This is a genomic window from Streptomyces sp. HUAS MG56, from assembly GCF_058673395.1.
In genome coordinates this window covers 7649200-7674975 of sequence record NZ_CM178722.1, presented here as the reverse complement: position 1 = coordinate 7674975, position 25776 = coordinate 7649200, and the positions used below count along the sequence as shown (strand labels likewise).

23 protein-coding genes are annotated in these 25776 nt (G+C 72.4%); 15 read left to right on the top strand and 8 right to left on the bottom strand.

The features are described from left to right. Window positions 1-637 precede the first annotated feature (637 nt). Window positions 638-3289, top strand: a complete 2652-nt coding sequence (locus tag AC4OXY_RS35950) for a choice-of-anchor P family protein (protein WP_402064326.1) — start codon at window positions 638-640, stop codon at window positions 3287-3289. 381 nt (window positions 3290-3670) lie between these two features. Then, a complete protein-coding gene (mmuM, locus tag AC4OXY_RS35945) occupies window positions 3671-4600 on the top strand; it encodes a homocysteine S-methyltransferase (protein ID WP_491991700.1) in 930 nt (309 codons plus the stop codon). A 178-nt stretch (window positions 4601-4778) separates the two neighbouring features. Here mmuM and AC4OXY_RS35940 read toward each other — a convergent pair whose 3' ends face one another. Continuing rightward, the gene (locus AC4OXY_RS35940) at window positions 4779-6359 is read right to left on the bottom strand and encodes a carboxylesterase/lipase family protein (protein WP_356021905.1); all 1581 of its coding nucleotides are present in this window, start codon (window positions 6357-6359) and stop codon (window positions 4779-4781) included. Window positions 6360-6491: 132 nt separating this feature from the next. Next, window positions 6492-7748: an alginate lyase family protein gene (locus AC4OXY_RS35935; RefSeq protein ID WP_491991699.1), complete on the bottom strand. Its 1257-nt coding sequence runs from the start codon at window positions 7746-7748 to the stop codon at window positions 6492-6494. Between the two features lie 254 nt (window positions 7749-8002). On the opposite strand from AC4OXY_RS35935, the gene AC4OXY_RS35930 reads away from it, so the two are divergent. From AC4OXY_RS35930 to AC4OXY_RS35920, 3 genes are all read left to right on the top strand, one after another. Then, window positions 8003-8254: a family 43 glycosylhydrolase gene (locus tag AC4OXY_RS35930; protein WP_491994686.1), complete on the top strand. Its 252-nt coding sequence runs from the start codon at window positions 8003-8005 to the stop codon at window positions 8252-8254. 622 nt (window positions 8255-8876) lie between these two features. Then, window positions 8877-9935 carry a LacI family DNA-binding transcriptional regulator gene (locus tag AC4OXY_RS35925; RefSeq protein ID WP_362821177.1) on the top strand — a complete coding sequence of 353 codons (1059 nt, stop codon included), beginning with the start codon at window positions 8877-8879 and terminating at the stop codon, window positions 9933-9935. Between the two features lie 62 nt (window positions 9936-9997). After that, on the top strand, window positions 9998-10201 hold the full coding sequence (locus AC4OXY_RS35920) for a hypothetical protein (RefSeq protein ID WP_356021899.1): 204 nt from the start codon (window positions 9998-10000) through the stop codon (window positions 10199-10201). Window positions 10202-10291: 90 nt separating this feature from the next. Here the strand turns inward: AC4OXY_RS35920 and AC4OXY_RS35915 are convergent, their stop codons facing one another. Beyond that, window positions 10292-10558, bottom strand: a complete 267-nt coding sequence (locus tag AC4OXY_RS35915) for a hypothetical protein (RefSeq protein ID WP_362821175.1) — start codon at window positions 10556-10558, stop codon at window positions 10292-10294. Then, entirely contained in the window at window positions 10555-11418 is an 864-nt protein-coding gene (locus AC4OXY_RS35910) for an isocitrate lyase/PEP mutase family protein (protein ID WP_491991698.1), read from the bottom strand. The genes AC4OXY_RS35915 and AC4OXY_RS35910 overlap by 4 nt, the downstream gene beginning before the upstream one ends. A gap of 310 nt (window positions 11419-11728) precedes the next feature. Here AC4OXY_RS35910 and AC4OXY_RS35905 point away from each other — a divergent pair, with 310 nt between their 5' ends. Further along, window positions 11729-12130, top strand: a complete 402-nt coding sequence (locus AC4OXY_RS35905; protein WP_362821174.1) for a VOC family protein — start codon at window positions 11729-11731, stop codon at window positions 12128-12130. On the opposite strand, the gene AC4OXY_RS35900 is transcribed toward AC4OXY_RS35905, so the two are convergent. From AC4OXY_RS35900 to AC4OXY_RS35890, 3 genes are all read right to left on the bottom strand, one after another. Further along, a complete protein-coding gene (locus AC4OXY_RS35900; RefSeq protein WP_356021891.1) occupies window positions 12113-12799 on the bottom strand; it encodes a helix-turn-helix domain-containing protein in 687 nt (228 codons plus the stop codon). The two genes, AC4OXY_RS35905 and AC4OXY_RS35900, sit on opposite strands and share 18 nt — an antisense overlap. A 124-nt stretch (window positions 12800-12923) precedes the next feature. Continuing rightward, entirely contained in the window at window positions 12924-13772 is an 849-nt protein-coding gene (locus AC4OXY_RS35895) for a VC0807 family protein (protein WP_491991697.1), read from the bottom strand. 179 nt (window positions 13773-13951) lie between these two features. Further along, window positions 13952-14908, bottom strand: a complete 957-nt coding sequence (locus tag AC4OXY_RS35890; protein WP_491991696.1) for an AraC family transcriptional regulator — start codon at window positions 14906-14908, stop codon at window positions 13952-13954. An 81-nt stretch (window positions 14909-14989) separates the two neighbouring features. On the opposite strand from AC4OXY_RS35890, the gene AC4OXY_RS35885 reads away from it, so the two are divergent. Then, the gene (locus AC4OXY_RS35885) at window positions 14990-15853 is read left to right on the top strand and encodes an NmrA family NAD(P)-binding protein (RefSeq protein WP_491991695.1); all 864 of its coding nucleotides are present in this window, start codon (window positions 14990-14992) and stop codon (window positions 15851-15853) included. 81 nt (window positions 15854-15934) lie between these two features. Here AC4OXY_RS35885 and AC4OXY_RS35880 read toward each other — a convergent pair whose 3' ends face one another. Next, window positions 15935-17179: a YihY/virulence factor BrkB family protein gene (locus AC4OXY_RS35880; RefSeq protein WP_491991694.1), complete on the bottom strand. Its 1245-nt coding sequence runs from the start codon at window positions 17177-17179 to the stop codon at window positions 15935-15937. 154 nt (window positions 17180-17333) lie between these two features. Here AC4OXY_RS35880 and AC4OXY_RS35875 point away from each other — a divergent pair, with 154 nt between their 5' ends. The 8 genes from AC4OXY_RS35875 to AC4OXY_RS35840 all read left to right on the top strand — a co-directional run bounded on the left by AC4OXY_RS35875 (window position 17334) and on the right by AC4OXY_RS35840 (window position 25744). Continuing rightward, window positions 17334-18971 (top strand): acyl-CoA dehydrogenase family protein, encoded by a 1638-nt coding sequence (locus AC4OXY_RS35875; RefSeq protein WP_491991693.1) that lies wholly within the window; start codon window positions 17334-17336, stop codon window positions 18969-18971. Between the two features lie 309 nt (window positions 18972-19280). Next, complete coding sequence (locus AC4OXY_RS35870) at window positions 19281-20567, top strand: GAF domain-containing protein (RefSeq protein WP_491991692.1); 1287 nt, start codon at window positions 19281-19283, stop codon at window positions 20565-20567. Window positions 20568-20755: 188 nt separating this feature from the next. Further along, window positions 20756-22087 (top strand): hypothetical protein, encoded by a 1332-nt coding sequence (locus AC4OXY_RS35865; protein WP_356021880.1) that lies wholly within the window; start codon window positions 20756-20758, stop codon window positions 22085-22087. A 120-nt stretch (window positions 22088-22207) separates the two neighbouring features. After that, window positions 22208-22783 (top strand): GNAT family N-acetyltransferase, encoded by a 576-nt coding sequence (locus AC4OXY_RS35860; RefSeq protein WP_356021878.1) that lies wholly within the window; start codon window positions 22208-22210, stop codon window positions 22781-22783. A 164-nt stretch (window positions 22784-22947) separates the two neighbouring features. Continuing rightward, on the top strand, window positions 22948-23031 hold the full coding sequence (locus tag AC4OXY_RS35855) for a putative leader peptide (protein ID WP_309486338.1): 84 nt from the start codon (window positions 22948-22950) through the stop codon (window positions 23029-23031). Between the two features lie 126 nt (window positions 23032-23157). Then, window positions 23158-24858, top strand: a complete 1701-nt coding sequence (locus tag AC4OXY_RS35850) for a nitrite/sulfite reductase (RefSeq protein WP_356021877.1) — start codon at window positions 23158-23160, stop codon at window positions 24856-24858. Next, entirely contained in the window at window positions 24855-25037 is a 183-nt protein-coding gene (locus AC4OXY_RS35845; RefSeq protein WP_356021875.1) for a hypothetical protein, read from the top strand. The genes AC4OXY_RS35850 and AC4OXY_RS35845 overlap by 4 nt, the downstream gene beginning before the upstream one ends. Further along, window positions 25034-25744, top strand: a complete 711-nt coding sequence (locus tag AC4OXY_RS35840) for a phosphoadenylyl-sulfate reductase (RefSeq protein ID WP_362821164.1) — start codon at window positions 25034-25036, stop codon at window positions 25742-25744. The genes AC4OXY_RS35845 and AC4OXY_RS35840 overlap by 4 nt, the downstream gene beginning before the upstream one ends. The last annotated feature ends 32 nt before the right edge of the window (window positions 25745-25776 follow it).

The following is a 25776-nucleotide window of genomic DNA, read 5'->3' as shown; positions in this document are numbered from 1 at the left end:
CTCCGTTAGCACTGTCTGGTATTTCGTACAACATCTGTGATACCGAACGCCGAAAAGGTAAGGGCGAGCCCCTGTGGGGTCAATGGGTCCGGCGCGAGGAAGGCGAACACCGATCCCCTTACCCGGTACCGGAGTTGGGCCGCTGTGCAGTTCGGCACCGGAAGGACCGCTTCACCGTGCAAACAGGTCCTTCGCGCGGCCCGCAGCCGTCATAGGTTCTGGTCCGCCTTGCGCCGGATGTACAGGCGGACAGTCTGAACGTCCACACCTGTCTCCAGGGGGACGGCGGCAGCACCCTGCAGTCCGACGCGGACACCCTGTCGCTGACAAGAGAAGAGAAGCCGTGAGGACATCAGTGAGGACGCCCCGCGCCACGAGACTTGGGGTCGCGCTCGCCGCGACCGTGATCGCCCTGGCCGGTTCGCCGAACCAGGCCGCGTCGGCAACGACGACAGCAACGACCATGGCAACGGCACCCCCCGGTCATGCCGCTGCTCCCGCCGCGGGTACCGCCGCCACCGCGAAGGGTTTTCGCCTCGACGGGGTCCGACTGCGGGTCTCTTCCAGGGACCTTCCGGCGGTACCGTTCGCCGTGAGCGCCCCGGGGGACTCGTCCCAGAGTGCCTCGGCCACCACCATGACCCCCTTCACGAACGTCGCCATCACCACCGTCCCGTTCGGCAGGACCCTGCCGGGCAACCCCGGCCTCGGTGCGGCCTCGGCCGCCGAAGCGGCCCACTGGCAGCAGCAGTTGGCCGTGGCGCAGGGCGGAGTCCCGCACAGGACCGCAAGCGTCTCCGCCTTCGGACAGAAGGCGACCGGCACATACACGCGGCCGCGCGTGTCACTGGACCGGTCCGGCCCCTCCGCGATCGACCGGTACACCTGGGTGCTCGCGGCAGGCAACCGGCTGTGGGTGATCCGGGCCGAGAAGGACCACCGTTACGCGAACGCTTCGACCTTCGCGCACGACCTGGTCATCTCCTCGCCCGACCCCGACGCCCCCACCACGATGTCCTCCACGTTGTCCACCACCTTCTCCACGGCGGCACACCCCGCGGCGCACGCGAGCGCGCACACCACCGCCCGGACGAGCGCCCACACGACCACGCACACGGCCGCGCCCGAGACGGCGAACGCCGGGGTTCCCGGCATCGGTTCCACGCCGTCCTGGTGGAGCGGCGACTGCGACGCCAACCACGCCCCCGGCGAGAAGATGCAGAACTCCTGGGAGGGGCTGGAGTCCTGCGGCAACTTCAGCGGCGGCAGGTCGCACGGGACCGAGTACACGACGTACTTCGGAGGCAGCAGCGCACCGGTCGAGGAGTTCCAGTGCGTGGAACTCGCCACCCGCTACGCCTATCAGGCTTGGGGTGTCCCACCCCAGCTCGTCGGGCACGGCTACAACTTCGCCAACGCCTACGACGGCCTCACCGACCGGGCCAGCGGCAGGAAGCTCGTCATGTACGGGCACGGAAAGCCCTACACCGCCGCCGAACTGCCCCAGGTGGGCGACGTCATCAGCTCCGGCGACGTCTCCGCGTACAACGGCGACGGGCACGTCGGCATCGTCGTCTCGGCCGCCTACGACAGCAGCCACTCCGCGACACTCAAGGTGATGGACGAGAACTTCAACCCCGGAGGCAGCAACACCATCGTCGTCTCCAACGGCGTCGTCCACCCGTTCCCCCACATGGTCGGCGTCAGCTGGCTCCACGACCCGGCGGGTGGCACACCCCCGCCATCAACGGCGCCGTCGCTGACCGTGCACGGCATCAGCAACGGCCAGGCCCTGACCGGCCCGGTCACGCTGACCGCCAGCGTCGACAACAACACCGCCGACGGGAAGGAGAACCTGTCTCACGAGCACTACTACATCGACGGCACCGTGATCGCCGGAACCGACGGTGCCGGCGAGGGCAGCCTCGGCGGACCGCCTTCGGGGTCGACGTCACCCGGGTACGCCTGGACCCTCGACCCGGTGAAGCACACGGGCAGCAGCGCCGAGGTGGCCTCCTGGACGGTGCCGGCGAACCTTCTGACCCCAGGTGTGACGCACCAGATCTGGGCCGACGGGACCAACGGCGCCGGGGAGACCGGCACTTCGGCGAAGATCGGCTTCACCGTGCCGAGCGGCCCGGAGCCGTCCGTGCTGACGTACACGGGCGCGAGGACCGCGGACTATCACGACGCCTTCACCGCGTCCGCCGGCCTGACCGGCGGCGGGAAGCCCATCACCGGCGCGACCGTCTCGTTCGCGCTCGGCGACGGCGGCCCCGGCCGGACCTGCTCGGCGACCACCGACGCCAACGGCTCGGCGAACTGCCGGCTCACCCCCGGCCAGGCGGCGGGCCCGACCACACTGACCGCCCGCTACGCAGGCGACGACCGGACGCTGCCGAGCCACGCGACCACGGCGTTCACCATCACGCGCGAGGAGACCGCCCTCACCTACACCGGGCCGAACCATCTCGCCGACGGCGGGCCGGCAACGCTGTCCGGCGTCCTGCGGGAGGACGGCGCGGAGCCTGTCGCCGGCCGCCCGGTGACCATCGTCGTCGGCAGCGGCGCCGCGCAGCAGAGCTGTGCCGGCACCACCGACGGATCCGGCACCGTGTCCTGCACCGTCCCGACACTCAACCAGCCACTCAACGACACCGCGACCCTGCCGGTCACCGCGACGTTCGCCGGCGACCCGTTCTACCGCGCGTCCACCGGCCCCGCCACGGCCCGGCTGGAGTACTTCACCGGGCGGGCGTTCGGCCTGTCCGCGCAGGTCAACGCGCTGCTCCTGTCGTTGAACGTCCCACCGACGCCGGACACCGGTGCGATCCGCACCGCGCAGCCGAGCAGGACCACCACCCCGTGCACCGCGACGGTCCACACCCTGCTGATCAACGCGGCCGCGCTGTGCGCCGACGGGAGCACCACCTGGAAACCGGGCACGGTCACGACGACCGCGTCGCTGCAGCAGACCACGATCGGGCTGCCGGGCCTGCCGCTGATCGGACTGAGCGGCGTCACCTCGACGTCGGTCAGCACGTGCACGGGATCGCACGGCGGCGCCACGATGAAGCTGACCGTCGCCGGCGTGCCGGTCACCGTGCCGACCGCACCGAACAGCGTGATCAAGCTGGCCGGCGGAGCCGAACTGATCATCAACGAGCAGGTGCCGGCACCCGGCGCGGACCACGGCCTGACCGTCAACGCCGTACACCTCGTCGCCCTCGGCGGCCTGGCCGACGTCGTCGTCGCATCCAGCACCAGCGGCGCACACAACTGCGCCTGAATCCGTTCGACCGGGGCCGGGGTACGGCACACGCGTGCCGTACCCCCGGCCCCGCTCCGCCGCGGGCGGTCCGAGGCGGATGTTCCAGCACGGCGGCAGAGCGTCCGGTGAGGTGATCGTCCCGTAGACCGTCATCTTCCGAGGCCGGATCCGGCAGGAGCCGTCGGCCGTCGGGCACGCACGCGGCACCGGCCATGTGCTTCGCGGTCGCCTGCTCCCGCCGAACAGTCGGTGCACGGCTCGGCCGCGAGGAGTGGTCGGGGACGGTCATGGCGGTTCCGGGCAGGGCGTGCCGAGGAGACGGAGCGTGACCGGGACGAGAGGCGCTCACCTACTGGACATGGCTGCCCGGCACGGCTCCGCTTCGACTAGCGTCATGTCATGACCAGCAGCAACACCTCCCCCAGCCTCGCCGACGCCCTCGCCGCCGGGACGGTCGTGCTCGACGGCGGCATGTCCAACCAGTTGGAGTCGGCCGGGCACGACCTGAGCGACGAGCTGTGGTCGGCGCGGCTGCTGGCGGAACGCCCGGACGCGGTGGCCGAGGCGCATCTCGCCTACTTCCTGGCGGGCGCGGACGTCGCGATCACCGCCAGCTACCAGGCCACCTTCGAGGGTTTCGCCCGGCGCGGCATCGGCCACGACGAGGCGGCGCGACTCCTCGCGCGGAGCGTGAACCTGGCCCGTACCGCCGCCCGGCGGGCCGGGGACGCGGGCGTGGCGCGGCCGCTGTGGGTGGCGGCCTCGGTCGGGCCGTACGGGGCGATGCTCGCGGACGGCGCCGAGTACCGGGGCCGGTACGGGCTGAGCGTGGACGAGCTGGAGCGCTTTCACCGGCCGCGCATGGAGGTACTGGCCGGCGCCGGGCCGGACGTCTTCGCGCTGGAGACCGTTCCCGACGCCGACGAGGGCGCCGCGCTGCTCCGGGCGGTGCGCGGGCTGGGGGTGCCGGCCTGGCTCTCGTATACGGTCGACGGTACGCACACGCGTGCCGGGCAGCCCCTGGAGGAGGCGTTCGCCCTGGCCGCGGAGGTGGACGAGGTGATCGCGGTGGGCGTGAACTGCTGCGCCCCGCAGGACGTCGAGCCCGCGACGGAGATCGCGGCCCGGGTCACCGGCAAGCCGGTCGTGGTCTACCCCAACAGCGGGGAGGCCTGGGACGCGGAGGCGCGGGCCTGGACGGGACGGTCGAGGTTCGCCGCCGAGCAGGTGAAGGCGTGGCGGGACGCGGGTGCACGGCTCATCGGGGGGTGCTGCCGGGTGGGGCCGGAGGCGATCGCGTCGATCCGACAGGCGTTGGCCTCGGCCTAGCGGCCCGACGACCTGGCGGCGTTGCAACAATCACCTGACGACCGTGGACTGTCGTCGGTCGTCGGTCGTCGGTCGACAGTCGACAGTCGACAGTCGACAGCAGACGATCGACTCGGCCACCGACGACTGTGGACAATCCACCGGCGACCGCAGATTGTCGACCGTCGACCGCCGGCAATCACCGCCGCCGCGCCCCCACCGAGCGTCTCAATCGTCGTACCGCCGCCGCCCATTCGGCGCCGGGGGCCCGGATCTCCGAGGTGGGGCCGGGTTCCGGGGCAGCGGGTGCCAGGGCGGGGGCGGTCGACCAGAGGGCGACTTCCGTATCCCGTGGACCGTATGCGGTATACGGTCCACCGTCGCCGAAGATCCGCACCGGGTGGGACGTGTCCCAGGCCTGCCAGCCCGGGTCGCCCGTCGTCGCGAAGCGTACCCAGGCCGTGTGCATCTCCGTGCACAGGTCCGGCGGGGCGCCTTCTCCGGCCAGTTTTCTGGATTCGGGGGCGGCGCCGGTGTCGAAGACGAAGCCCAGTTCCAGGGCGTGGCAGGCGCCGAGGCCGGGGAGGCCGGAGGGCCAGGCGAACTCGTAGAGGTGACAGGTGCCGGGGCGGGCGTCGGCGAGGCGGTGCAGTGGGACGCGCAGCAGGTGGTCGGTGACCATCTGGCCGACGATCTCGGCGGTGCCGGCGTCGGGGTTCAGGGCGCGGTAGCCGCGGGGCACCTCGTGGCCGGCGTGGCAGCGGGCCATGGCGCCGGCGAGGGCGACGGGGCCGAGGCGGTCGACCCGTTCCAGCAGGCCGCCGGGGACGAGCCAGAGCCGGTACTCGTCGCGTGTCCACCCCATGAGGAGGTCGACGCCGCTGGCCGCGTCGCCGTCGACGAGCGCTTCCAGCGGGTCGCGGGGTACGAGGTCGCCGTCCACCACGATCCCGAAGGCGGGTCCGCCGAGGACCGGGCTGCTGAGCCTGCCGACCTCGGCCTGGGTGCGCAGCAGTAGATCGCGGTCGACGGCGGCGAAGGCTTCGGCGGTGGCGGGGATATTCAGCCGGTTGGCCATGCGGCGCACCATGCGCCGTACCTTGTCGCGGTCGAGGACTTCGGGCGGGCCGCTCTGCAGGACCGCCCGCCGGACGAGGCCCTGGCTCTGGGGGGCGGCGAGCAGGGCGCCGGCGCTGATGGCGCCCGCCGACTGACCGCACAGGGTGATGCGGTCCGGGTCGCCGCCGAAGGCGCCGATGGTGTCGTGGACCCAGCGCAGTGCGGCGAGTTGGTCGCGCAGGCCGGGGTTGGGGGGTGTGTCGGGGAAGAGGCCGTAACCTTCCACGCCCAGGCGGTAGTTGACGGAGACGCAGACGACGCCGTCGCGGGCGAATGCGGTGCCGTCGTAGACGGGTACGGCGGAGGATCCTCTGGTCAGGGCGCCGCCGTGGAGCCAGACGAGGACGGGGAGGCGGGCGCCGGGGTCCGGGTCGGGGGTCCAGACGTTGAGGTTGAGGCAGTCGTCGCCGGGGATCTCGGGGTCGGACAGGTACTGGGCGAAGGCCTCGGAGTACGGCGGTTTCGGCGCGGTGGGTCCGAAGGCGCCGGCGTCGCGTATGCCGTCCCAGGGTTCGGGCGGCTCGGGTGGGCGGAACCGTCGGGGGCCGAAGGGCGGGGCGGCGTACGGGATGCCGCGGAACACGGCGACGCCGTGTTCGTACCGGCCGCGTACGGTTCCGTACGCCGTCCTGACCTCGGGGTTCGTCCGGTCTGCCGTCATCGCCCACCAGCCCTTCGCCGTGCACTCGTGCACCGTGCAACAACAGAGCACCACAGGCGCGTCCGGTATTCCGGTGCACGGGCGCGTGGGAGGGCCGTTCGGGCGATCCGGGTACGGTGAGTGATGCGTATGTTACTTGGCGTACATCAGGGTGCCGAAGCCGAGCTGGTCGTAGCCGCCGCTGGTGGAGCCGTAGTCCCCGCCGCCGCCCTCGGGGGCGACGAGGTCGTCGTACATGGCCGAGATGTACTTGTCGTCGAGGTGCAGGCGGCGGTTGTAGTGGAAGTGGAGCATCGCCCAGACGGGGCGGAGCTGGCCGCGGGAGCCGGAGCCGATGACGGTCTGCGACTGCTGGGCGCAGTTCTGGCCGCTGCCCCAGGTGTAGGTGGTGTAGGGGACGTCCTGGCCGGTGTTGTACTTGGCGACGTACTGGGCGGCTTTCATGAAGCGGCGGTCGTCGTAGGAGTAGAGGTCGTCGCCCTGGTTCCAGGCCATTTCGCAGACGGCGCCCATCTGGCCCATGCCCATGACGGTGTGGCCCTGGTCGCGGCCGGACTCCTGCCACTGGCCGAGGGCGTAGCCGTCGCTGTCGGTGTAGAGGTACGGCACCGCGTGCTCGATGGAGCCGTTGCCCGCGCCGGATTTGAAGTAGGTGACGGCCTGGTCGTAGGTGGTGGTGTCGTCGTTGAGGATGCCGATGGCCAGGATGGAGGCCATGGTGCACAGGTCCCAGTTGGCCCAGTAGTTGGTGATGCAGGCGTCGTTGTGTCCGGTGAGGAACTGGTTGTTGAGCGGGTGGAAGACGTTCGCCATCATCTCCTGGAAGGCGGCGAGGTCGAACGGGGTGTAGTCCCGCATGAGTTCGGCGGCGTTGGCGAACTCCCAGCCGTAGATGCCGGCGGCGAGGAAGCGGTCGGCGTTGCCGGTGAGGGTGGTCAGGGTGGACGACCAGGCGTTGAGGATCCTGGCGGCGCATGCGGCGTTGGCCTCGGTGCCGCCGACCTTCCAGCGCAGGGCGTTCTGGTAGGCGGCGGCGATGTCGTTGTAGAGGATGCCGTAGTTCTCGCCGGTGCCGCCGCGGATGATCGTGGCCTGGGGGTTGGGGGTCCAGGTGGAGGCGGAGTGGGGGTTGGCGGTCAGTTTTTTCCAGCCGGACAGCCAGGGGTCGGTGCCGGCGGCGACCCTGACCTTGGCGCGGTTGATGTCACCGGCGTTGTGGAGCATGCCGGGGTGGGTGAAGGTCGCCGGGGCCGCATCGGCGGTGGTGGCGGTGACGGCGGTGCCGAGGGCGAGGGCGGCGGTGAGTCCGCCGGCGGTCCTCAGCAGGCTGCGGCGGCTCAACTCGCCTTGCTGTTGGGGTTGTTGGTGGTGGGGGGAAGTGCGGCTCATCGCTGGCGGCTCCAATCAGGTGCTGGCCTATTCCTGGGGAGTGATGGTCACCTCGTCGAATGTGCTGGTGCTGGGGGCCAGGGGATAGCGGGAGCAGACCACGAGGCCCACGTGGTAGGGGGCGTCACCGAAGCCGAGGATGCCGCCTGCGGCGAGGCGGGGTCCAGGATGGTCGCGATGCGCCGCTACTGGCGCACCGGGGTGACCTTGGGCGCCATCAAGTGACGTAATGTGTCGGCGAGTTGACAACTCCGGTGATCTGCGGCTTCGCCCCGGACCCCTCCCCGGCCCGCGTCGGCGTCGGGTACTACCCGGCAACGGGCTCCTCCAAGCGGTTCCCTACGATCCCACTCCACCGCTCCCTCGACGTGGCCCACTGGGCGTACGCGGGCCACATCGAGGGTGCGGCCCCGGGTGTCTCGCCGGCCGGGGGGCCGGACTCGGGCGGGATCCGGGCACCTCGCCGAGCTGGGGCGGCGCACGGTTCTGGGTGGCGTACGCGATAGTGCGTCCGGTCGGCACGCCGTACTTCGACCTGGGCACGTACGTCAGCACGGCCCGGGGACGTCGCCGGAGCGTGGACTGCCCCGCGCCGGGTCCCGTCCCACGGTTTCGCCCGGCCCTCTTCCACGACGAGGACGAGGCGCACCGGGCGGCGGTGGTCGACGTCGAGGCCGGTGCGCCGCTCACCCTGGGGGTGGGCGCCGAGCGCGGCGAGGCCCGGTTCCGGTACGCCGCGCTCGGCACCGGCCGCCCGGTCGGCCCGCCGCCGGACCTCACCCGGCTCTCACGACCACGGCTCCCGGCTGCGCTTCACCGGTGCCATGGCCGCGATCCACACGGTGAACCTCGTGGACGCCTCCCTCGCGGCGGACTTCACCGGCTTCCGGCTCGACCAGCGCTCCGCAGCGAGTGAGCTTTCCTCGGCAGTTCCGGCATCGCGCCACGACGATGTTCGGAGTTTCGAAAGTGTTGACTGCTGCCATCCCGTGAATTCCCGCGTCTTCACGTCGTGTTGACGCACATCTATCGTAGGAAGCGCTTTCTGCATGGTCGGTGGGCAGGCCGCGGAAGCAGCGTTGGTCGCAACTTTCGGGGCCCGAAGGCGGGCCGGAGAGGCGGTTTCCTGTGGTCCGTGCGGGGAGTGCGAGCGTGGCGGCCGGGCCGACGCTGGCGGTGGTCGCGCGCGAGGCGGGGGTCTCGGTGCCCACCGCGTCGAAGGTGGTCAACGGTCGTGAGGACGTGGCGCCGGAGACCCGCCGCCGGGTCACCGAGGCGCTGGACCGGCTCGGCTATGTGCGCCGCCCCCGCTTCGACGCGACGAAGGCACCGGGTTTGGTCGACCTGGTGGTGCACTCGCTGGACAGTTCCTGGTCGGGCGCCGTACTGCACGGCGTGGAGGCGGCGGCGCACGAGGCGGGCCTGGAGGTGGTGGTCTCGGCCGGCGCGAACCGCACCCGGGGCAACCGGCGCGAGCACGGCTGGCTGGACAAGCTGACCGCTCGCGGCTCCTCGGGCGTGCTGTTCAACCTGGCCGAGCTGTCCCCGTCGCAGTACGCCTGGCTGGACCACCATCGCATCCCCTATGTGCTGATCGACCCCGCGCACGAGCCGCCGGCCGGGGTGGTGTCGGTCGGGGCGGCCAACTGGCAGGGCGGGGTGAGCGCGACCGAGCATCTGCTCGCGCTGGGCCACCGGCGGATCGCCGTGATCGCCGGCCAGCGGCGCACGACGGGCACCGGCGCACGGGTGGCCGGATACCGTTCCGCGCTCGCCTCGGCCGGGGTGCGGCACCGCGCCGAGTACGTGCGGCACGCCGGATACGACGAGGCCACCGCCCGGCTGCGCACGCACGAGTTGCTGGACCTGCCCGAACCGCCGACCGCGGTGTTCGTGTGCTCGGACCGGATGGCCCTCGGGGTGTTCGCCGCGCTCGCGGAACGGGGGGTGCGGGTGCCGGACGACATGAGCGTCGTGGGCTTCGACGACCTGCCCGAGGCCCGCTGGGTCGCCCCGGGCCTGACCACCGTGCGCCAGCCGGTCGGCGAGATGGCGGCGATGGCGCTGCGGCTGCTGGTGCGGATGATGCACGGCGAGCGCCCGGAGGGCACCCGCACCGAGTTGTCCACCCGGCTGGTCCGGCGCGGCAGCACGGCCGCGCCGCCCGACGCGCGACCAACTCCTTGATACAGCATGCCTGTTCGGGCACAGGCCGGTGACCGCGCCGCAGTCGAGATCGTTGCTCCGGCATGAACCTCACCCTGCGCACCGTGGCCGTCCTCGCGGTGCCCGCCGTGGCCCTCGCCGCCGTCTACGGCACGGCCCACGCCGCCTGCCGGACGCTCGCCCCCGGACAGCACCGCGCCGCCGTCGCCACGCCCGGCGACGAGCACGATCCGAAGGAGGACATCGAACGCGCCGAGAACGGCCGCCCCGGCCTCGGTGAGGACTGAACCGGCCGGTGCCCGCCAAGCACCGGGCCGGCCCGGCCCCGGCAAGCAGCGGGGCCGCGCCACGGTGGCGGCCGGGCGGCTCCCGGTGGCTCAGTTCTGCCAGACCTCCCGGTGGTCGCTTCTGCCGCCGACCAGGGCCTCGATCGCGTCCACGGCGCTGCCGTCGTGGTCGCTGCCGGCCGTGCCCCTGCCGGTCTGGACGTTCGCCGTACGGTCGACCTCCAGCCAGGAGTCGGCACGGGAGTTGTCGATCACGGTGATCAGGCTGTCGGACGCGGCCGCGGGCGCCGCGCCGACGGCGGCCGTCGCGGCGGCGAGGACCACCGCCCGCCCCAGCCGGGCCACGGCACCGCTCACACGCCCACGCCCTCGGAGGTGAGCCGCTCGGGAGCGATGTTGCGCTCCAGCAGGCTGGTGGAGGCCTTCACGCCGATGCCGCTCGCGGGGTCCACCTCGGGCAGCCGGCCGTCGGCCGCCTTCAGGTCGCCGAGTGCGCAGTCCACCGCCTCGTGCGCCGCGAACAGGCACGGAGTGCTGTAGATCGCCACGTCCACGCCGAGATCGGTCAGTTCGCCGAGGGAGAGGCGGGGCGACTTGCCGCCGGCGATCTGGTTGAACAGCAGGGGCTTGTCCCCCACGACCGTGCGGATGCACTGGATCCATTCGACGCTGCGCACCCCGTCGACGAGGACGACATCGGCGTCGGTGGCGGCCAGCCGCTCGGCACGGTGCAGGATGTCGTGCTCGTCGGTGGCGTCCGTCCGGGCGACGACGACCAGGTCCTTGCGGGCCTCCAGGACCTTGTTCAGCTTCTCCAGGTACTCCCCCAGCGGCAGCACCTGCTTGCCGTCGGCGTGCCCGCAGCGGCGGGGCCGCTTCTGGTCCTCCAGGATCACCCCGGAGGCCCCGATGCGCTCCAGCCCCTCGACCACGTGACAGGCGACCTCGGGGTCGACGTAGCCGTCGTCGATGTCCACCAGCAGGTGGTGGTGCGGGAACGCGCCCCTCAGCCGCTGCACGAAGGCCACCATGTCGGGCCAGGCGATGAAACCGATGTCCGGCAGTCCGTAGTACGACGCCGCGAATCCGAAGCCCGAGACGAACATGCCGTCGTAGTGCTTGGCCGCGATCGACGCGGAGTACATGTCGTACACGCCGATCAGGGGTGTGGTCCCGGGCCCGGCGATGCGCTCGCGCAGCTGGTTTCCGTAGGTCAAGGTCCGGCTCCTTCTGTGGGTGGGTGACGCGGAGCGATCGGGCTACGCGTTCGACGTCCTTTACTAAAACCAAAGCTTCTCTAGATAGACACATGACCTTCCATGTACGCGAGCTTTACTCACCCCAATGGTGGAGTCGATTCACCGCAGAAACGTTGCTCGGGGGTGCGGAGCCGCCCAACTTCCTTGAAGCACGCACCCGGTGACCGTGGCCTCGGGGGCGGGAGGCTGGTGGGTGCATGGCTCGTCTTCTGTGTGGGTGGCCGATTTCTTCAAGACCGGGCGGGCAGGGTCTTCCTACGGTGGGCTCATGACTGCACGATTCGCCGTGATCGGGCTGGTGGCCTCCGACCTGGCCGCCTCGCTCGCCTTCTACCGCCGCCTCGGGCTCGTCTTCCCGCCCGGGTCCGAGGAACAGCCGCATGTCGAGGCCGAGTTGCCCGGCGGGCTGACGCTCGCACTGGACACCGAGGAGACCGTCCGCTCCTTCCACTCCCGCTGGCGGCCGCCCCAGGGCGGCGGGCGCGTGGGGCTCGCCTTCCGCTGTGACTCCCCCGCCGAGGTCGACGCCGTGTACGAGGACCTCATCGGCGCCGGACACCACGGGGAACTGAAGCCGTGGGACGCCTTCTGGGGGCAGCGGTACGCCACCGTGCACGACCCCGACGGCAACAGCGTCGACCTGTTCGCCCCGCTACCCGCCGCCGAGTAGCTCCCCGAGCGGCCGGCCTGCCAACTCCCGCACCTCTCGGGCGAGATGAGGCTGGTCCGCGTACCCCGCGCGGATCGCTGTCTCGACGTACGGCAGCCCGGAGCGGGCCAGCGCCAGCGCGCGTTGCAGGCGCAGGATGCGGGCCAGGGTCTTGGGCCCGTAGCCGAACGCGGTCAGGCTGCGGCGGTGCAGCGTGCGGGCGGCGAGACCGAGTTCGGCGGCCGTCGCGGACACCGGTCGGCCCTCGTCGAGGCGCTCCACCAGCCGGTGCAGCAGCGGGTCGGGGGCCTGCGCCCGCGCGGCCGCGGCCAGGGCGATCTCCTCCAGCGCCGTCGCCGGGTCGGGCGCCGCCTCGATGCGCTCGCACAGCCGGCGGACCCGGGCGGCGGGCCAGAGATCCGCCAACTCCACGCGCAGGTCGCGCAGTTCGTACGCGGGTACGCCGAGGAGGGTGGGCGCGGTGCCGGGGAAGAAGCGGATTCCGGCCCAGGCACGGCCCGGGCCCTCGGGGGCGTAGGGGCGGGTGTCGGGTCCCGCGACCAGCAGCCGCCCCTCGCTCCACAGCAGGTCCATGCAGCCGTCGGGGAGCACCGCCCCGTTCCCGGATCTGCTCGGGGTGTGCGTCCAGACGACGGCGCCGGTCAGCCGGGAGGCCCGCTCCGCGTACACGCGTGCCAGCCTACGTCGTCCACGGCGCCCGGCACGGTGCTGGGCGGCCGGGGCGATACTCCGCCGGTGGGCGCAGGATCCGACGGTGAACGCAAGCTCCGGCGGCGGCGGTGAGCGGTGGAGGTCAGCTCGGGCGTCCGGTCCCGGGGAGCGCCGCCGCCGGGGTGCGTATGCCGGTGGTTTCGGATCCGGGGGCGCCGAGCAACGGGAGGCCGTGACGGGTGCGGAATCGGCGCGCGTAGGCGGCGGTGGCCACGGCCGTCAGGGCCAGCAGGGACAGCGACGCGACGCGGGTGAGCAGGGGCACCGTGTCCGTGGGCAGCGTGGCGGCGGCGAGGGTGCCGAGGGAGCCGTCGAGCAGTTGCTCGGCGCCCCAGGCCAGGGTGAGGACGCGCAGGGCCCGGCGGAACTCGGCGGAGCCCTGCCAGAACCCGGCCCGCGCCCGGACCGTCGGCCCCCGGTGCAGCCGCTGCCCCAGCTGGAAGGCGAGGGGCCTGCGGGTGAAGCCGGTACCGAGCACCCAGATGCCGACCACGAGGGACAGCGCCGCGTCCTTGAACAGCAGGACCCGGGGACCGCCGCCGAGCAGGGTCACCAGCGCGGCGGCGCTCAAGAGCACCGTGAAGAACAGGTCCACCCCGTCGATCCGGCGATGCCGGACCGCGCCGTACAGCAGACGCAGCGCGGGAGGCGCTCCGCTGAGCAACAGCGCCGGTGCCTGGCCGGCACCTAGAGCGCGGGCCGCGTAGAAGACCACGAGCGGCAGCACGATGTCGACGGCTGTTCCGAGGAGCGGCCCGTAGCCCGTGCCACCGGCCCGCGGCCCTGCCCGCGTCCCTGTCTTCGGCCCGGTCACCACCTCGGTCGCCGTGCCCGGCGCTGTGTTCGCCGCTGTGCCGGTTTCCTGCCGTCGTGCGTGCCGCGTCGCCTCCGCCATGTCCCGCACCTCCGCCATGTCCCGCACCTCCGCCATGTCCCGCGCCTCGTCATCCCCTACGCCTTCTCGCCGGCCCGGATGCCGTTGCCGACCCGCGGAAAACGCTAGGCCCAAGGCGGTGCCGGGCGGATCGGAGCAGGGGTGGAGAGGCGGGTGGAGATCACCAGGACCGCGCCCCTTAAGGGGCCCTTGCTTCACAGGACCCTCGGCGCCGCTCAGACGCCCACTGCCGCGGCCGCCCGCCCCGCCCGGTGCTCCTGGGGGCTCACGCCGTAGACGCGCTTGAAGGCGGTGGAGAGGGCGAACGCGCTGCCGTAGCCGATCTGGCGGGCGATCGTGTCCAGGGTGAGGTCGGTGTCGCGCAGGCGGTCGGCGGCGAGGGCGAGCCGCCAGCCGGTCAGGTAGGCCATCGGGGGTTCGCCCACGAGGTCGGTGAAGCGGCGGGCGAGGGCCGCGCGGGACACCCCGGCCTCGGCGGCGAGCGCGGCCACCGTCCACGGGTGGGCGGGGTCGTCCTGGAGCAGGCGCAGCGCGCGGCCGACGACCGGATCGGCCAGCGCCCGGTACCAGGCGGGGGCAGCCGCCTCCGGGCGGGAGAACCAGACCCGCAGGGCGCTGATGAGCAGCAGGTCCAGCAGCCGGTCCAGGACGACCTCCTGGCCCGGCGCGTCGCGGACGATCTCCTCCGCGAGCAGGGGCGTGAGCGGGCAGTCCCACACGTCGGCGGGCAGGGTCAGCAGGGGCGGCAGGGCGTCGAGGAGACGGCCGTGGATCTCGCCGCGCATCAGGTAGGTGCCGATGAGCATGACGGTGGCTGCGTCGGGGCGGTCGCCCCAGGTGCGGACGCCGAGGTCCATGGAGCCGTTCAGGGAGGTGCCGTCGGGGTAGCGGCACTCGCCGCCGGGCAGGACGAGCGCCTGCGGTGCGGTGCCGGGCGTGTCGCCGGCGGTGTACGGGTCGGGGCCGCGCGTGATCGCGAGGTCTCCCGGGCCGAGCCGCACCGGCACGCCGTCCGCGTCCGGGGTGATCCAGCAGGTGCCGCGTGCCATGAGCATCACGGTCAGCGGTGCCTCGTCCGCCACGCGGACGGCCCACGGCGGGTCGAAGCACGCCCGGATCATGAAGGCGCCACGCGCGCGTGGGCCGTCCAGCAGGCCTGCGAGTGCGTCCATGAAGGCAGCGTAGACGCCCGCTTATGGGAGTGAGCGGATCGGCGATGTTCCCTGGCGGGGCACGGCAGTTGACTGGCGGGCATGACCCAGAACACGGAACACGCGGAACACACGGATCGCACGAAGGTGCCGACGGTCGTCGTGACGGGGGCGTCCGGCCGTACGGGGAGCCGGGTCGCGGCGGCGGCACGGGCGGCCGGCCTGACGGTCCGTGCCGCCACGCGCGCGCGTGGCTTCGACTGGCAGGACCGGTCGACCTGGGAGGCCGCGCTGCGTGGCGCCGACGCGGCTTATCTGGTGTACCCGCTGGACGTCGGCGCGCCGGACGCCCCCGAGGCGGTCGGCGGGCTCGCGCGGGAGGCGGTGCGGCTGGGCGTACGGCGGCTGGTGCTGCTGTCCGCGCGGGGTGAGGAGCAGGCCCGGCCGACGGAGCGGGCGCTCGCGGAGTCCGGGGCCGAGTGGACGGCCGTACGGGCCGCGTGGTTCGCGCAGAACTTCAGCGAGGGGCCGCTCGTCGAGGAGATACGGGCGGCCGGGGAGCTGGTGTTTCCGGGCGGAGCGGTGCGGGAGCCGTTCGTCGACGTGCGGGACGTCGCGGACGTCGCGGTGGCGGCGCTCACCGGCGGCGAGCGGTACGTGGAACGGACGCTGGAGGTGTCCGGGCCGCGGCTGCTGAGCTTCGGCGAGGCGGTCGCGGAGATCGCGGCGGCGACGGGCCGGGAACTGGCGTACCGGGCGGTGTCGGCCCGCGACTACGGCGAGCGGATGGCCGCGTTCGGGCTGCCGCCCGAGGAGGTGGAGTTCCTGGTCGAGCTGTTCGCCTCCCTGCTCGACGGCCACAACGCCCACCTGTCCGACGGCGTACGGCAGGTACTGGGGCGCGAGCCGCGGGACTTCGGTGACGTCGTACGGGAGGCCGCGGCGGACGGCGTGTGGAAGCCCTGAGCGGACCGGGAGGGCCGCCGCGCGCGCCCGGCCCCGCCGCCTGCCCGCCTGCCCCTGCCCGCCTGCTCTCCGGCGCGCTCCTCACTGCCCCTGCGGCGGCGCGCTCCCCGGCCCGTGGCCCTGCCCCTGCCCCTGCCCCTGCCCCTGAGGACCCTGATCCTTCCCCGGACCCTGGCCCTTGTGCGGTTCCCCGCTCCCGTTGTGGGCATGGTGGTGGTGCGGGTTCTTGGCGTGGGTGCGCAGCCGGGCCGTGACGTCCTCCGGGGGGAGGAAGCGCGACCAGCGTTCGGGGAATTCGGAGGGCATCTCGGGGTCGTCGGGGTCGGTCTCGCGGGCCGCCGACGCCCAGGCGACGTACTCGGCGACCTGGGCCTCGCGGACCCGTTCGTTCGCCTCGCGGGCGGCGGCCGTGGCGGCGGCGGGCCAGACCCGGTCGATCGCCGCGTTCACGGCCGCGCCGACGAGGACGGCGAAGGCCGACACGCCGATCCACAACAGGACGGCGACGGCCGCGGCGAGGGAGCCGTAGATGGTGGCGCCCTCGATGGTGTGCACGAGGTAGATGCGCAGCAGGAAACTGCCGAGGACCCACATGGCCAGGGCGACGAGGGCGCCGGGGACGTCCTCGATCCACGGCGAGCGGACCGGCACGGACACGTGGTACAGCGTCGTCAGGAAGGCGATGGACAGGAGGATGACGACAGGCCAGTACAGGACCTGCACCAGCGTCTCCGACCAGGGCACCACCCGCACCACGGCGTCCGGGCCCGCCACCATCAACGGCAGTGCCACCGAGCCGATCAGCAGCGCCACGATGAACAGCAGGAACGACATCATGCGTGTCTTGACGATGCCCCGGACTCCGTCGAGGCCGTACATGACGGTGATGGTGTCGATGAAGACGTTCACCGCGCGGGAGCCGGACCACAGGGCGAACACGAAGCCGATGGAGATGATGTCGGGGCGGCCGCCCTTCATCACGTCGTGCAGTATCGGCTGGGTGATGTCCTTGACGCCCTTGTCGGACAGGACCGTCCGCGAGGCGTCGAGGATGTTGGTCTCCAGGCTCTGGATGCTGTGGGCGCCGGTCCAGGTGTCGACGTAGGCGAGCAGTCCGATGAGGCACAGCAGCAGGGGCGGCACGGACAGCAGCGTGAAGAACGCGGCCTCGGCCGCGAGGCCCAGGATGCGGTACTCCACACAGGAGTTGACGGTGTCCTTGAGCAGCAGCCAGGCGGTCCTGCGCTTGGAGACGTTCCGGTAGAGGGCTCTGGCCCGGTGGAGGCGACCGGCGGGCCGCGTGGGGGGTTCACTTGCTGGCTGCACGACCCAAAGGTATCCGCAGCACCGGACCGGCCTCACCTTCCGGCCCGGTCGACCACGCTCCCCGGCCCGGTTGATCGGCTTCTGTCCCCCCGGTACGGGCCGCTGTGCCACGCTGGAGGCCATCACCAGCACCGTCCCGGATAGGTTCGCGATCATGGCAGGCACCTCCACCCACACCGTGACGAACCAGCCGCCCCCGCTCGCCGGATACGACGTGTTCACCGCCGACCGGGCGCTCGTGGCGGCCGTCGAGCGCCACACCGGTCCGGACGTGCTGGACGAGGTGCGCGAGGAGCTGTCCGTGCTGGGCCGTGCCGCCGGCTCGGCGCAGGTGCAGGAGTGGGGGGCGCGGGCGAACGAGAATCCGCCCCGGCTGCGCACTCATGACCGGTACGGCCACCGGATCGACGAGGTCGACTTCGACCCGGCCTGGCACCGGCTGCTCGGCAAGGGGGTGGGGGCGGGGCTGACGGCGGCCTGGACGCGGCCCGCGGGGCACGCGCGCCGGGCGGCCGCCTTCCTGGTCTGGACCCAGGTCGAGGCGGGCAACTGCTGCCCGTTGTCGATGACGCACGCGGCCGTGCCCGCGCTGCGTGCCGATCCGGAGCTGGCGGCGGAGTGGGTGCCGCGGCTGACGTCGACGGTCTACGACCGTGAGCTGCGGCCCGCCTCGCGGAAACCCGGCGCCCTCTTCGGCATGGCCATGACGGAGAAGCAGGGCGGCAGCGACGTACGGGCGAACACCACCGAGGCCCGGCCCCTCGCCGAGGCCGGGACGTACACGCTGACCGGGCACAAGTGGTTCTGCTCGGCGCCGATGTCCGACGGTTTCCTGGTGCTCGCGCAGGCCCCCGGCGGGCTGACCTGCTTCCTCGTGCCCCGGGTCCTCGCGGACGGCGCCCGGAACGTGTTTCTGCTCCAGCGGCTGAAGGACAAGCTGGGCAACCGGTCCAACGCCTCCGCCGAGGTCGAGTTCGACGGGACCTGGGCGCGCCGGGTCGGCGAGGAGGGGCGCGGGGTGCGGACCATCATCGACATGGTCGCCGCGACCCGGCTGGACTGCGCGCTCGGCTCGGCGGGACTGATGCGGCAGGCGGTGGCACAGGCCGTGCACCACTGCGCGCACCGGGAGGCGTTCGGCACCGCGCTGATCGACAAGCCGCTGATGCGCAACGTCCTGGCCGACCTCGCCCTGGAGTCCGAGGCCGCGACCACGCTCGCGCTGCGGCTGGCGGCCGCCCACGACGACGGGAGCGAGCAGGAGCGCGCCTTCCTGCGGCTCGCGGTGCCGGCCGCCAAGTACTGGATCACCAAGCGCTGTACGCCCGTCGCGGTGGAGGCCGCGGAGTGCCTGGGCGGCAACGGTTACGTCGAGGAGTCCGGGCTGCCGCGGCTGGTGCGGGAGTCGCCGCTGAACTCCGTCTGGGAGGGCGCGGGAAACGTCCAGGCGCTGGACGTGCTCCGGGCGCTGCAGCGCGAGCCGGGCGCGCTGGACGCCTGCCTGACCGAGATCGGCCGCGCCCATGGCGCCGACCACCGGCTGGACCGGGCGGTGAAGGACCTGTTCACCGAACTCGCCGACCTGGACGGCGTCGAGGCCCGCGCCCGCCGCCTGGTGGAGCGTCTCGCTCTGGTCCTCCAGGGTTCCCTCCTGGTCCGTCACGCCCCGCCGGAGGTCTCCGACGCCTTCTGCGCCTCCCGTCTGGGCGGCGACCACGGAGCGAGCTTCGGCACCCTGCCGACGGGCCTGGACCTGACGGCGATCGTGGAACGAGCACGTCCCGTGCCGTGAAAAGGGCGCCGACGTGTGGCGCGACGCCGGCCGACCCTCCCGAGGGACGGGGTGGTGCTGCGCCGACACGGCACCACCCCGGGGGTCAAGTCTCGGCCACCTTCGACAAGTTCACCAGGGTTGCAAGGGGTTGCAACTTGTTGGCTCACGTGTGCGGAGTATGTGCCTCCGCCATACGCCTCGGGGCAGTATGAGGGGCGCAACCGGGCCGGAAACCGCCGCCGGTACGGCTTGACATGCGTGTTCGAAGACCTTTTCCGGGCCCCTTCGGGCCCTTTTCCCGGGAGGACCCCAGTGGTGAACCCGCCGATGAACGTGGCGCGCCTGGCCGCCGTGGACGCGGCGCAGGCGGCGCGCGTGCTGAACGAGGTGCGCGAGGCCACGCTCGCCGGTCACCGTGCGCGGATCGCGCCGCGGCCGGTGATCGAGCAGTCCTGGGGGCGCATGCTGCGCAGCGGCGTGGACCCCGACCACGACTTCCGGTCGGGGCTGCTGCCGTCGGACGAAGTGCGGCGCCGGCGCGAGGAGTCGCCGCTGCGGCACGTACTGCCGGTGTTGCGCGAGGGTCTGCTTTCGGTCGCGGACGTCGCCCAGCACATCATGGTCGTCGCGGACGCGGAGGGACGGGTGCTGTGGCGGGAGGGCGCCCCGCCGGTGCTGCGCAAGGCGGACGGCCTCGGTTTTGAACTCGGCGCGGACTGGCGTGAAGACGTCGTCGGCACGAACGGCGTGGGCACCCCGGCGGTGGTGCGCCGGCCCGTACAGGTCTTCGCCGCCGAGCACTTCGTACGCTCCCACGCCTCCTGGACGTGTACGGGCGCGCCGATCACCGACCCCCGGGACGGCCGGCTGATCGGTGTCGTGGACGTCAGCGGCCCGCTGGAGACGATGCATCCGGCGACGCTGGCCTGGGTGGACTCGGTGGCCAAACTGGCCGAGGCGCGCCTGCGGGAACTGCATCTGGACTCGCTGGAACGGCTGCGGGCGGTGGCGGCCCCGCTGCTGGCCCGGTTGGACGGCCGGGCGCTGGTGGTGGACCGCGACGGCTGGTCGGCGGCGGTGTCCGGGATGCCGTACGTACGGCGGGTCGCGCTGCCCAAGTCGCTCGCGCCGGGCCTGCGGTGGCTGCCCTCGCTGGGTTCGTGCGCGGTGGAGCCGCTGGCCGGGGGCTGGCTGCTGCGGGCGGCGGACGAGCCCGCGACCACGGCGACCCGGCTCGTGCTGGACCTCGCCAGGCCCTGGCGCAGCACGCTGACGGTGAGTGGTTCGGCAGGGTCCTGGTCGCGTGAACTCAGTCCTCGGCACGCGGAATTGATCTATCTGCTCGCCGAGCACCGTTCCGGCCGGGGTGCGGCGGCGCTCGCCGGGGACCTGTTCGGGGATCCCTCACGCACGGTGACGGTGCGAGCCGAGATGTCGCGGATCCGGCGGTACCTCGGGGAACTTCTCCAGCATCGACCGTATCGTTTCCGCGAGGACGTGGAAACGGCGGTGTTGCTCCCCGACGACCCTCTTGACCTGCTGATTTCTTCGACGGCGCCGGCGATCTCGCGTCGCCGGACGACTCTCGGAGGCACGCGGCCCGCCGCCCCCTGACGATGTCCTGCGCGTAATTGCGGGGTCTTCGCCCTGCGCGGGCCGTTACTGCCGTAGCATCCTGTCAGGGCCTCCCCGGCTGCGCCAGGCGTCAACGTACGGACCACCAGGCACAGTTGGCCCGCCTCGGCCCGTACCGGGCCACCGAGGCACCTCGGAGGCGAAGGAGCCCTGAAAGAGGGGACGAGATGAAGCATCGCGGCAGACACCGCCGGCGCAGACGCGGCGCCGCGCTGCGCGCGGTCCTGGCCGGGACCGCGCTGGCGCTCACCGCGGCCGCGACCCTGATCAGCGCCTCCCAGGCGGATGTCACCGACAGCCCGGGCGCGCTCAAGCCGCTCTCCTCCCCCGCCGACACCGGCCGGCTGCGCCTGCAGGAACATCTCGTCCCCGCCCGTACGCTGGACCGGCTGTCCGCGTCGATGGGCACCCCGGTCGGCGTGGCCGACGTCCTCGCGAGCGCCGACCGCGAGATGAACGAGTCCGCCCGCTGCTCCTCCGCCGACCGCTCCTCCCTGCCCGTCGCCCCGGCCGTCGCCCGCGCCTACTGCTGGGACCCGGCGGATGCCGCGGCCGCCTGGCGGCCGGCGTCGGTGACGACCTCCGGGGACGCCGACGACGACGGCGTCTGGGGCACGCACCGGGTGCTCCTCGCGGGCTGGACCCACAGCACCACCGCCGGCCGCACCGCGGAGCGCGGCCTCGCCCGGGTCGCCTTCGTGAACGCCGACGACCCCGCCCGCCTCTCCTACCGCTGGGTGCTGCTGGTGCTGCCGGTCGACGGCGGCCGGAACTACCGGGGCCTGGTCTCCGGGGTCTCCGGCATGGTCTGGTACCAGGACAAGCTGCTGGTCACCGCGAGGAGCGGCGGCGCCGACGCGCTCTATGTCTACGACCTCGACCGCATCCAGCGCACCGACGTCGACGGGCCCGCGATCGGCCGGGTGCCCGGCGGCTGGTCCGCGGACGGCTACCGGTACGTGATGCCCGCGGTCGCCTCCTACCGCTTCACCGCCGGGCGCTGCGCCGCCGACGGGCCGCCGTGCCCCGGCGCGCTCGCCCTGGACCGGAGCACGGCGCCCGACAGCCTGGTCGCCGCGGAGTGGACGGCGCCCGGCGGCGATCATCCGGCCCGGCTGTGGCGGTACGCCTTCAGCACGGATCCCGCGCGCGGCGGGCTGCTCGCCACGGACGCCGCGGGCCGGGTGAACGCGGTGGAGGAGTACCGGACCCGGGCGGCCGGGATCCGGGGCGTGCTGTCGTACCGGGAGCCCGGCGCGACCCGCCCGTCCTGGTATGTGGGACGCCTGCCCGGCTCGCGGGACGGACACGGCGGGCTGTGGCGGCAGGACCTCACGGGCGCGAGGGCGGCCCAGTGCGGGGCGGACGCCTCGCACCGCTGCTGGGCCGAGGAGGCGGGCTCGCTGTCGTACTGGCAGGAGACCGGCGAGGTCTGGTCGCTGTCGGACCGGATGCTCTTCGCCCTGCCGCTGGCCGACCTGGACCGCTCGTCGGACTGATCGCGCACCCCGGGTCCGCGGCGGCGGGCCGCTGCCGGAGCGAGCTCCCTTCCCCCCTGGCCGCACGCGGGGTGACCAGGTCGATCGACAGATCCGCGGCGGGATGATTCCCTGGCCCGCATGAGCAGCGTCCCCGTCACCACCTGGTCCCTGGAGCAGACGTCCCCGGCCGATCTCCTGCCCGCCGCCGCACCGGAGGGCGACGACGTCCGGATCGTCCGCGCCACGGCCCCCTCCCCCGAGTTCAGCCGCTTCCTGTACGCCTCGGTCGGCGGCGACATCCGCTGGACCGACCGGCTGAGCTGGCCGTACACCGTGTGGCAGGAGTACCTGGCGCGACCCGGGGTGGAGACCTGGGTGGCCTACGACCGCGGTACGCCCGCCGGTTACGTGGAGCTGGCGGCACAGGACGAGGGCGTGGTGGAGATCGTCTACTTCGGGCTGATCCCCGCCTTCCGCGGCCGGCGCATCGGCGGTCATCTGCTGTCGTACGGCACGGCCCGCGCCTGGGACCTGGCGGAGCGGTGGCCGGGGCGGGCGCCGACGAAGCGGGTGTGGCTGCACACGTGCAGCAAGGACGGCGAGTTCGCCCTGGACAACTACCGGCGGCGGGGCTTCACGCTGTTCGACACGAAGGTCGAGCTGGAGCCGGAGACGGCGACGCCCGGTCCGTGGCCGGGGGCGTACCCCGCCTGAGCCCGTCCGGCGCCCGTACCTCCGCATACCCGGCCCGACCTGCCGGGACAAGGCTTCGGCGGCGCATGTGAGCGACGACACCCTTGTTCCATATTTCGGGACAAGGATGTCCGCATGATGGATAAAGCTGGACTGTGTCCAGATCGCCGTGACACGCTTCCGTCATGTCTGGAACTGGAATTGCCTTGGTGAGTCGGCGGCACGTCGACCTCGGCCGCATGTCCAGCGCCATCTGTCCGGCGAGCTGAGCCCACCAGCACCGCCGCACTTCCCCGCACCTGATTTCTGCCGCGCAATGCCGCGCGAGCATGCCCGCATGCGCGCTCATGCGCAGGTCAGAGCCCCTTCCCGCCTGTCCCGAAGGACGTAGAACCATGGCCGCCACCCCACAGAACCCCGCCGCCTCCGCGCCGCGCCGCAAGGTGAGCCGTCACCGCGGCGAGGGTCAGTGGGCCGCGGGGCACTTCACCCCGCTCAACGGGAACGAGCAGGTCAAGAAGGACGACGACGGTCTCAATGTGCGGACACGCATTGAGACGATCTATTCCAAGCGCGGTTTCGACTCGATCGACCCGAGCGATCTGCGCGGCCGGATGCGCTGGTGGGGTCTGTACACCCAGCGCAAGCCCGGGATCGACGGCGGCAAGACCGCGGTGCTGGAGCCGGAGGAGCTGGACGACCGCTACTTCATGATGCGGGTGCGCATCGACGGCGGCGCCCTCACCACGCGGCAGCTGCGCGTGATCGGCGAGATCTCGCAGGAGTTCGCGCGGGGCACCGCCGACATCACCGACCGGCAGAACGTCCAGTACCACTGGATCCAGATCGAGAACGTGCCCGAGATCTGGGAGCGGCTGGAGGGCGTGGGCCTGTCCACCGTGACCGCCTGCGGTGACACCCCGCGTGTGATGATCGGCTCCCCGGTGGCGGGCATCGCCGAGGACGAGATCATCGACGCCACCCCGGCCCTGGAGGAGATGAAGCGCCGGGTGCTGAACAACCCGGCGTACTCGAACCTCCCCCGCAAGTTCAAGACGGCCATCTCCGGCTCGCCGCTGATGGACGTCGTGCACGAGATCAACGACGTGGCCTTCGTCGGCGTACGGCACCCCGAGCACGGCCCGGGCTTCGACGTCTGGGTCGGCGGCGGTCTGTCCACCAACCCCAAGCTGGGCGTGCGGCTCGGCGCCTGGGTGCCGCTGGAGGAGGTCGCGGACGTCCACGAGGGCGTCGTCTCGATCTTCCGGGACTACGGCTACCGCCGGCTGCGCAACCGGGCCCGGCTGAAGTTCCTCGTCGCGGACTGGGGCGCGGAGAAGTTCCGTCAGGTGCTGGAGGACGAGTACCTGGGCGGACGCAAGCTGATCGACGGGCCCGCCCCCGAGCAGCCGGCCCAGCAGTGGCGCGACCACATCGGCGTGCACCGGCAGAAGGACGGCCGGTTCTACGTCGGTTTCGCCCCGCGGGTCGGCCGGGTCGACGGCGCCACGCTGACGAAGATCGCCGACCTCGCCGAGGCGCACGGCTCCGGCCGGGTCCGCACCACGGTCGAGCAGAAGATGATCGTCCTCGACGTCGACGAGGACAAGGTCGAGTCGCTGGTCGAAGGGCTCGACGCGCTGGACCTCACCGCCCGGCCGTCCTCCTTCCGGCGCGGCACCATGGCCTGCACCGGCATCGAGTTCTGCAAGCTCGCGATCGTCGAGACCAAGCAGCGCGGCTCGACGCTGATCGACGAACTGGAACGCCGTCTGCCGGACTTCGACGAGCCGCTCACCATCAACCTCAACGGCTGCCCGAACGCCTGCGCCCGGATCCAGGTCGCGGACATCGGCCTCAAGGGCCAGCTGGTCCTGAACGACCGGGGCGAGCAGGTCGAGGGCTACCAGGTGCACCTCGGCGGCGCCCTCGGTCTGGAGGCCGGCTTCGGCCGCAAGGTGCGCGGCCTGAAGGTCACCGCGGAGGAACTGCCCGACTACATCGAGCGGGTGCTGAAGCGCTTCCAGGCCGAGCGCGAGAACGGCGAGCGGTTCGCCGCCTGGGCCGCCCGCGCCTCCGAGGAGGCCCTGTCATGAGCGAGCGCGCCGCGCCTTTCTACTGCCCCTACTGCGGTGACGAGGACCTGCGTCCGCACGAGGAGGGTCACGGCGCCTGGGAATGCGGGGCGTGCAACCGCGCATTCCAGCTGAAGTTCCTCGGGCTGCTGGCCCGGGGGCTCCAGCGGGCCGACCACGGAGGGGATGACCGGACATGACGACGGCTCAGGAACAGCGTACGGCCGAGGAGTTGAAGGCGCTCGCCGAGCAGGCGGGCCGGGACCTGGAGGACGCCTCCGCGCTGGAGATCCTCCAGTGGGCGGTGGACACCTTCGGCCCCGGCTTCTGCGTCACCTCGTCCATGGAGGACGCGGTGGTCGCCCATCTCGCCTCCCGGGTGCGCAAGGGCGTGGATGTCGTCTTCCTCGACACCGGCTACCACTTCGAGGAGACCATCGGCACCCGGGACGCCGTCGAGGCCGTGATGGACGTCAACGTCATCACGCTCACCCCGAGGCAGACGGTCGCCGAGCAGGACGCCGAGTACGGACCGAAGCTGCACGACCGCGACCCCGACCTGTGCTGCGCGCTGCGCAAGGTGCGGCCGCTTGAGGAGGGCCTGAAGGGCTACCGGGCCTGGGCGACCGGCCTGCGCCGCGACGAGTCCCCGACCCGGGCGAACACCCCGGTGGTCGGCTGGGACGAGAAGCGGCAGAAGGTCAAGATCTCCCCGATCGCCCGCTGGACGCAGGACGACGTGGACGCCTACGTCGCCGAACACGGCGTCCTCACCAACCCGTTGCTGACGGACGGATACGCCTCCATCGGCTGCGCCCCCTGCACCCGCCGGGTCCTCGCGGGCGAGGACGCGCGGGCCGGCCGCTGGGCGGGCCGCGCCAAGACCGAGTGCGGACTGCACGGATGACGAACGACTCGAACGACTCGACCCAGGAGAAC

Coding starts and splice junctions, on each gene's coding strand:
- AC4OXY_RS35840 (WP_362821164.1), top strand. CDS start 25,034: ATGACGACGGCTCAGGAACAGCGTACGGCCGAGGAGTTGAAGGCGCTC.
- AC4OXY_RS35860 (WP_356021878.1), top strand. CDS start 22,208: ATGAGCAGCGTCCCCGTCACCACCTGGTCCCTGGAGCAGACGTCCCCG.
- AC4OXY_RS35845 (WP_356021875.1), top strand. CDS start 24,855: ATGAGCGAGCGCGCCGCGCCTTTCTACTGCCCCTACTGCGGTGACGAG.
- AC4OXY_RS35885 (WP_491991695.1), top strand. CDS start 14,990: ATGACCCAGAACACGGAACACGCGGAACACACGGATCGCACGAAGGTG.
- AC4OXY_RS35865 (WP_356021880.1), top strand. CDS start 20,756: ATGAAGCATCGCGGCAGACACCGCCGGCGCAGACGCGGCGCCGCGCTG.
- AC4OXY_RS35905 (WP_362821174.1), top strand. CDS start 11,729: ATGACTGCACGATTCGCCGTGATCGGGCTGGTGGCCTCCGACCTGGCC.
- mmuM (WP_491991700.1), top strand. CDS start 3,671: ATGACCAGCAGCAACACCTCCCCCAGCCTCGCCGACGCCCTCGCCGCC.
- AC4OXY_RS35850 (WP_356021877.1), top strand. CDS start 23,158: ATGGCCGCCACCCCACAGAACCCCGCCGCCTCCGCGCCGCGCCGCAAG.
- AC4OXY_RS35890 (WP_491991696.1), bottom strand. CDS start 14,908: ATGGACGCACTCGCAGGCCTGCTGGACGGCCCACGCGCGCGTGGCGCC.
- AC4OXY_RS35875 (WP_491991693.1), top strand. CDS start 17,334: ATGGCAGGCACCTCCACCCACACCGTGACGAACCAGCCGCCCCCGCTC.
- AC4OXY_RS35940 (WP_356021905.1), bottom strand. CDS start 6,359: ATGACGGCAGACCGGACGAACCCCGAGGTCAGGACGGCGTACGGAACC.
- AC4OXY_RS35870 (WP_491991692.1), top strand. CDS start 19,281: ATGAACGTGGCGCGCCTGGCCGCCGTGGACGCGGCGCAGGCGGCGCGC.
- AC4OXY_RS35895 (WP_491991697.1), bottom strand. CDS start 13,772: ATGGCGGAGGTGCGGGACATGGCGGAGGTGCGGGACATGGCGGAGGCG.
- AC4OXY_RS35920 (WP_356021899.1), top strand. CDS start 9,998: ATGAACCTCACCCTGCGCACCGTGGCCGTCCTCGCGGTGCCCGCCGTG.
- AC4OXY_RS35855 (WP_309486338.1), top strand. CDS start 22,948: ATGTCTGGAACTGGAATTGCCTTGGTGAGTCGGCGGCACGTCGACCTC.
- AC4OXY_RS35950 (WP_402064326.1), top strand. CDS start 638: ATGACCCCCTTCACGAACGTCGCCATCACCACCGTCCCGTTCGGCAGG.
- AC4OXY_RS35935 (WP_491991699.1), bottom strand. CDS start 7,748: ATGAGCCGCACTTCCCCCCACCACCAACAACCCCAACAGCAAGGCGAG.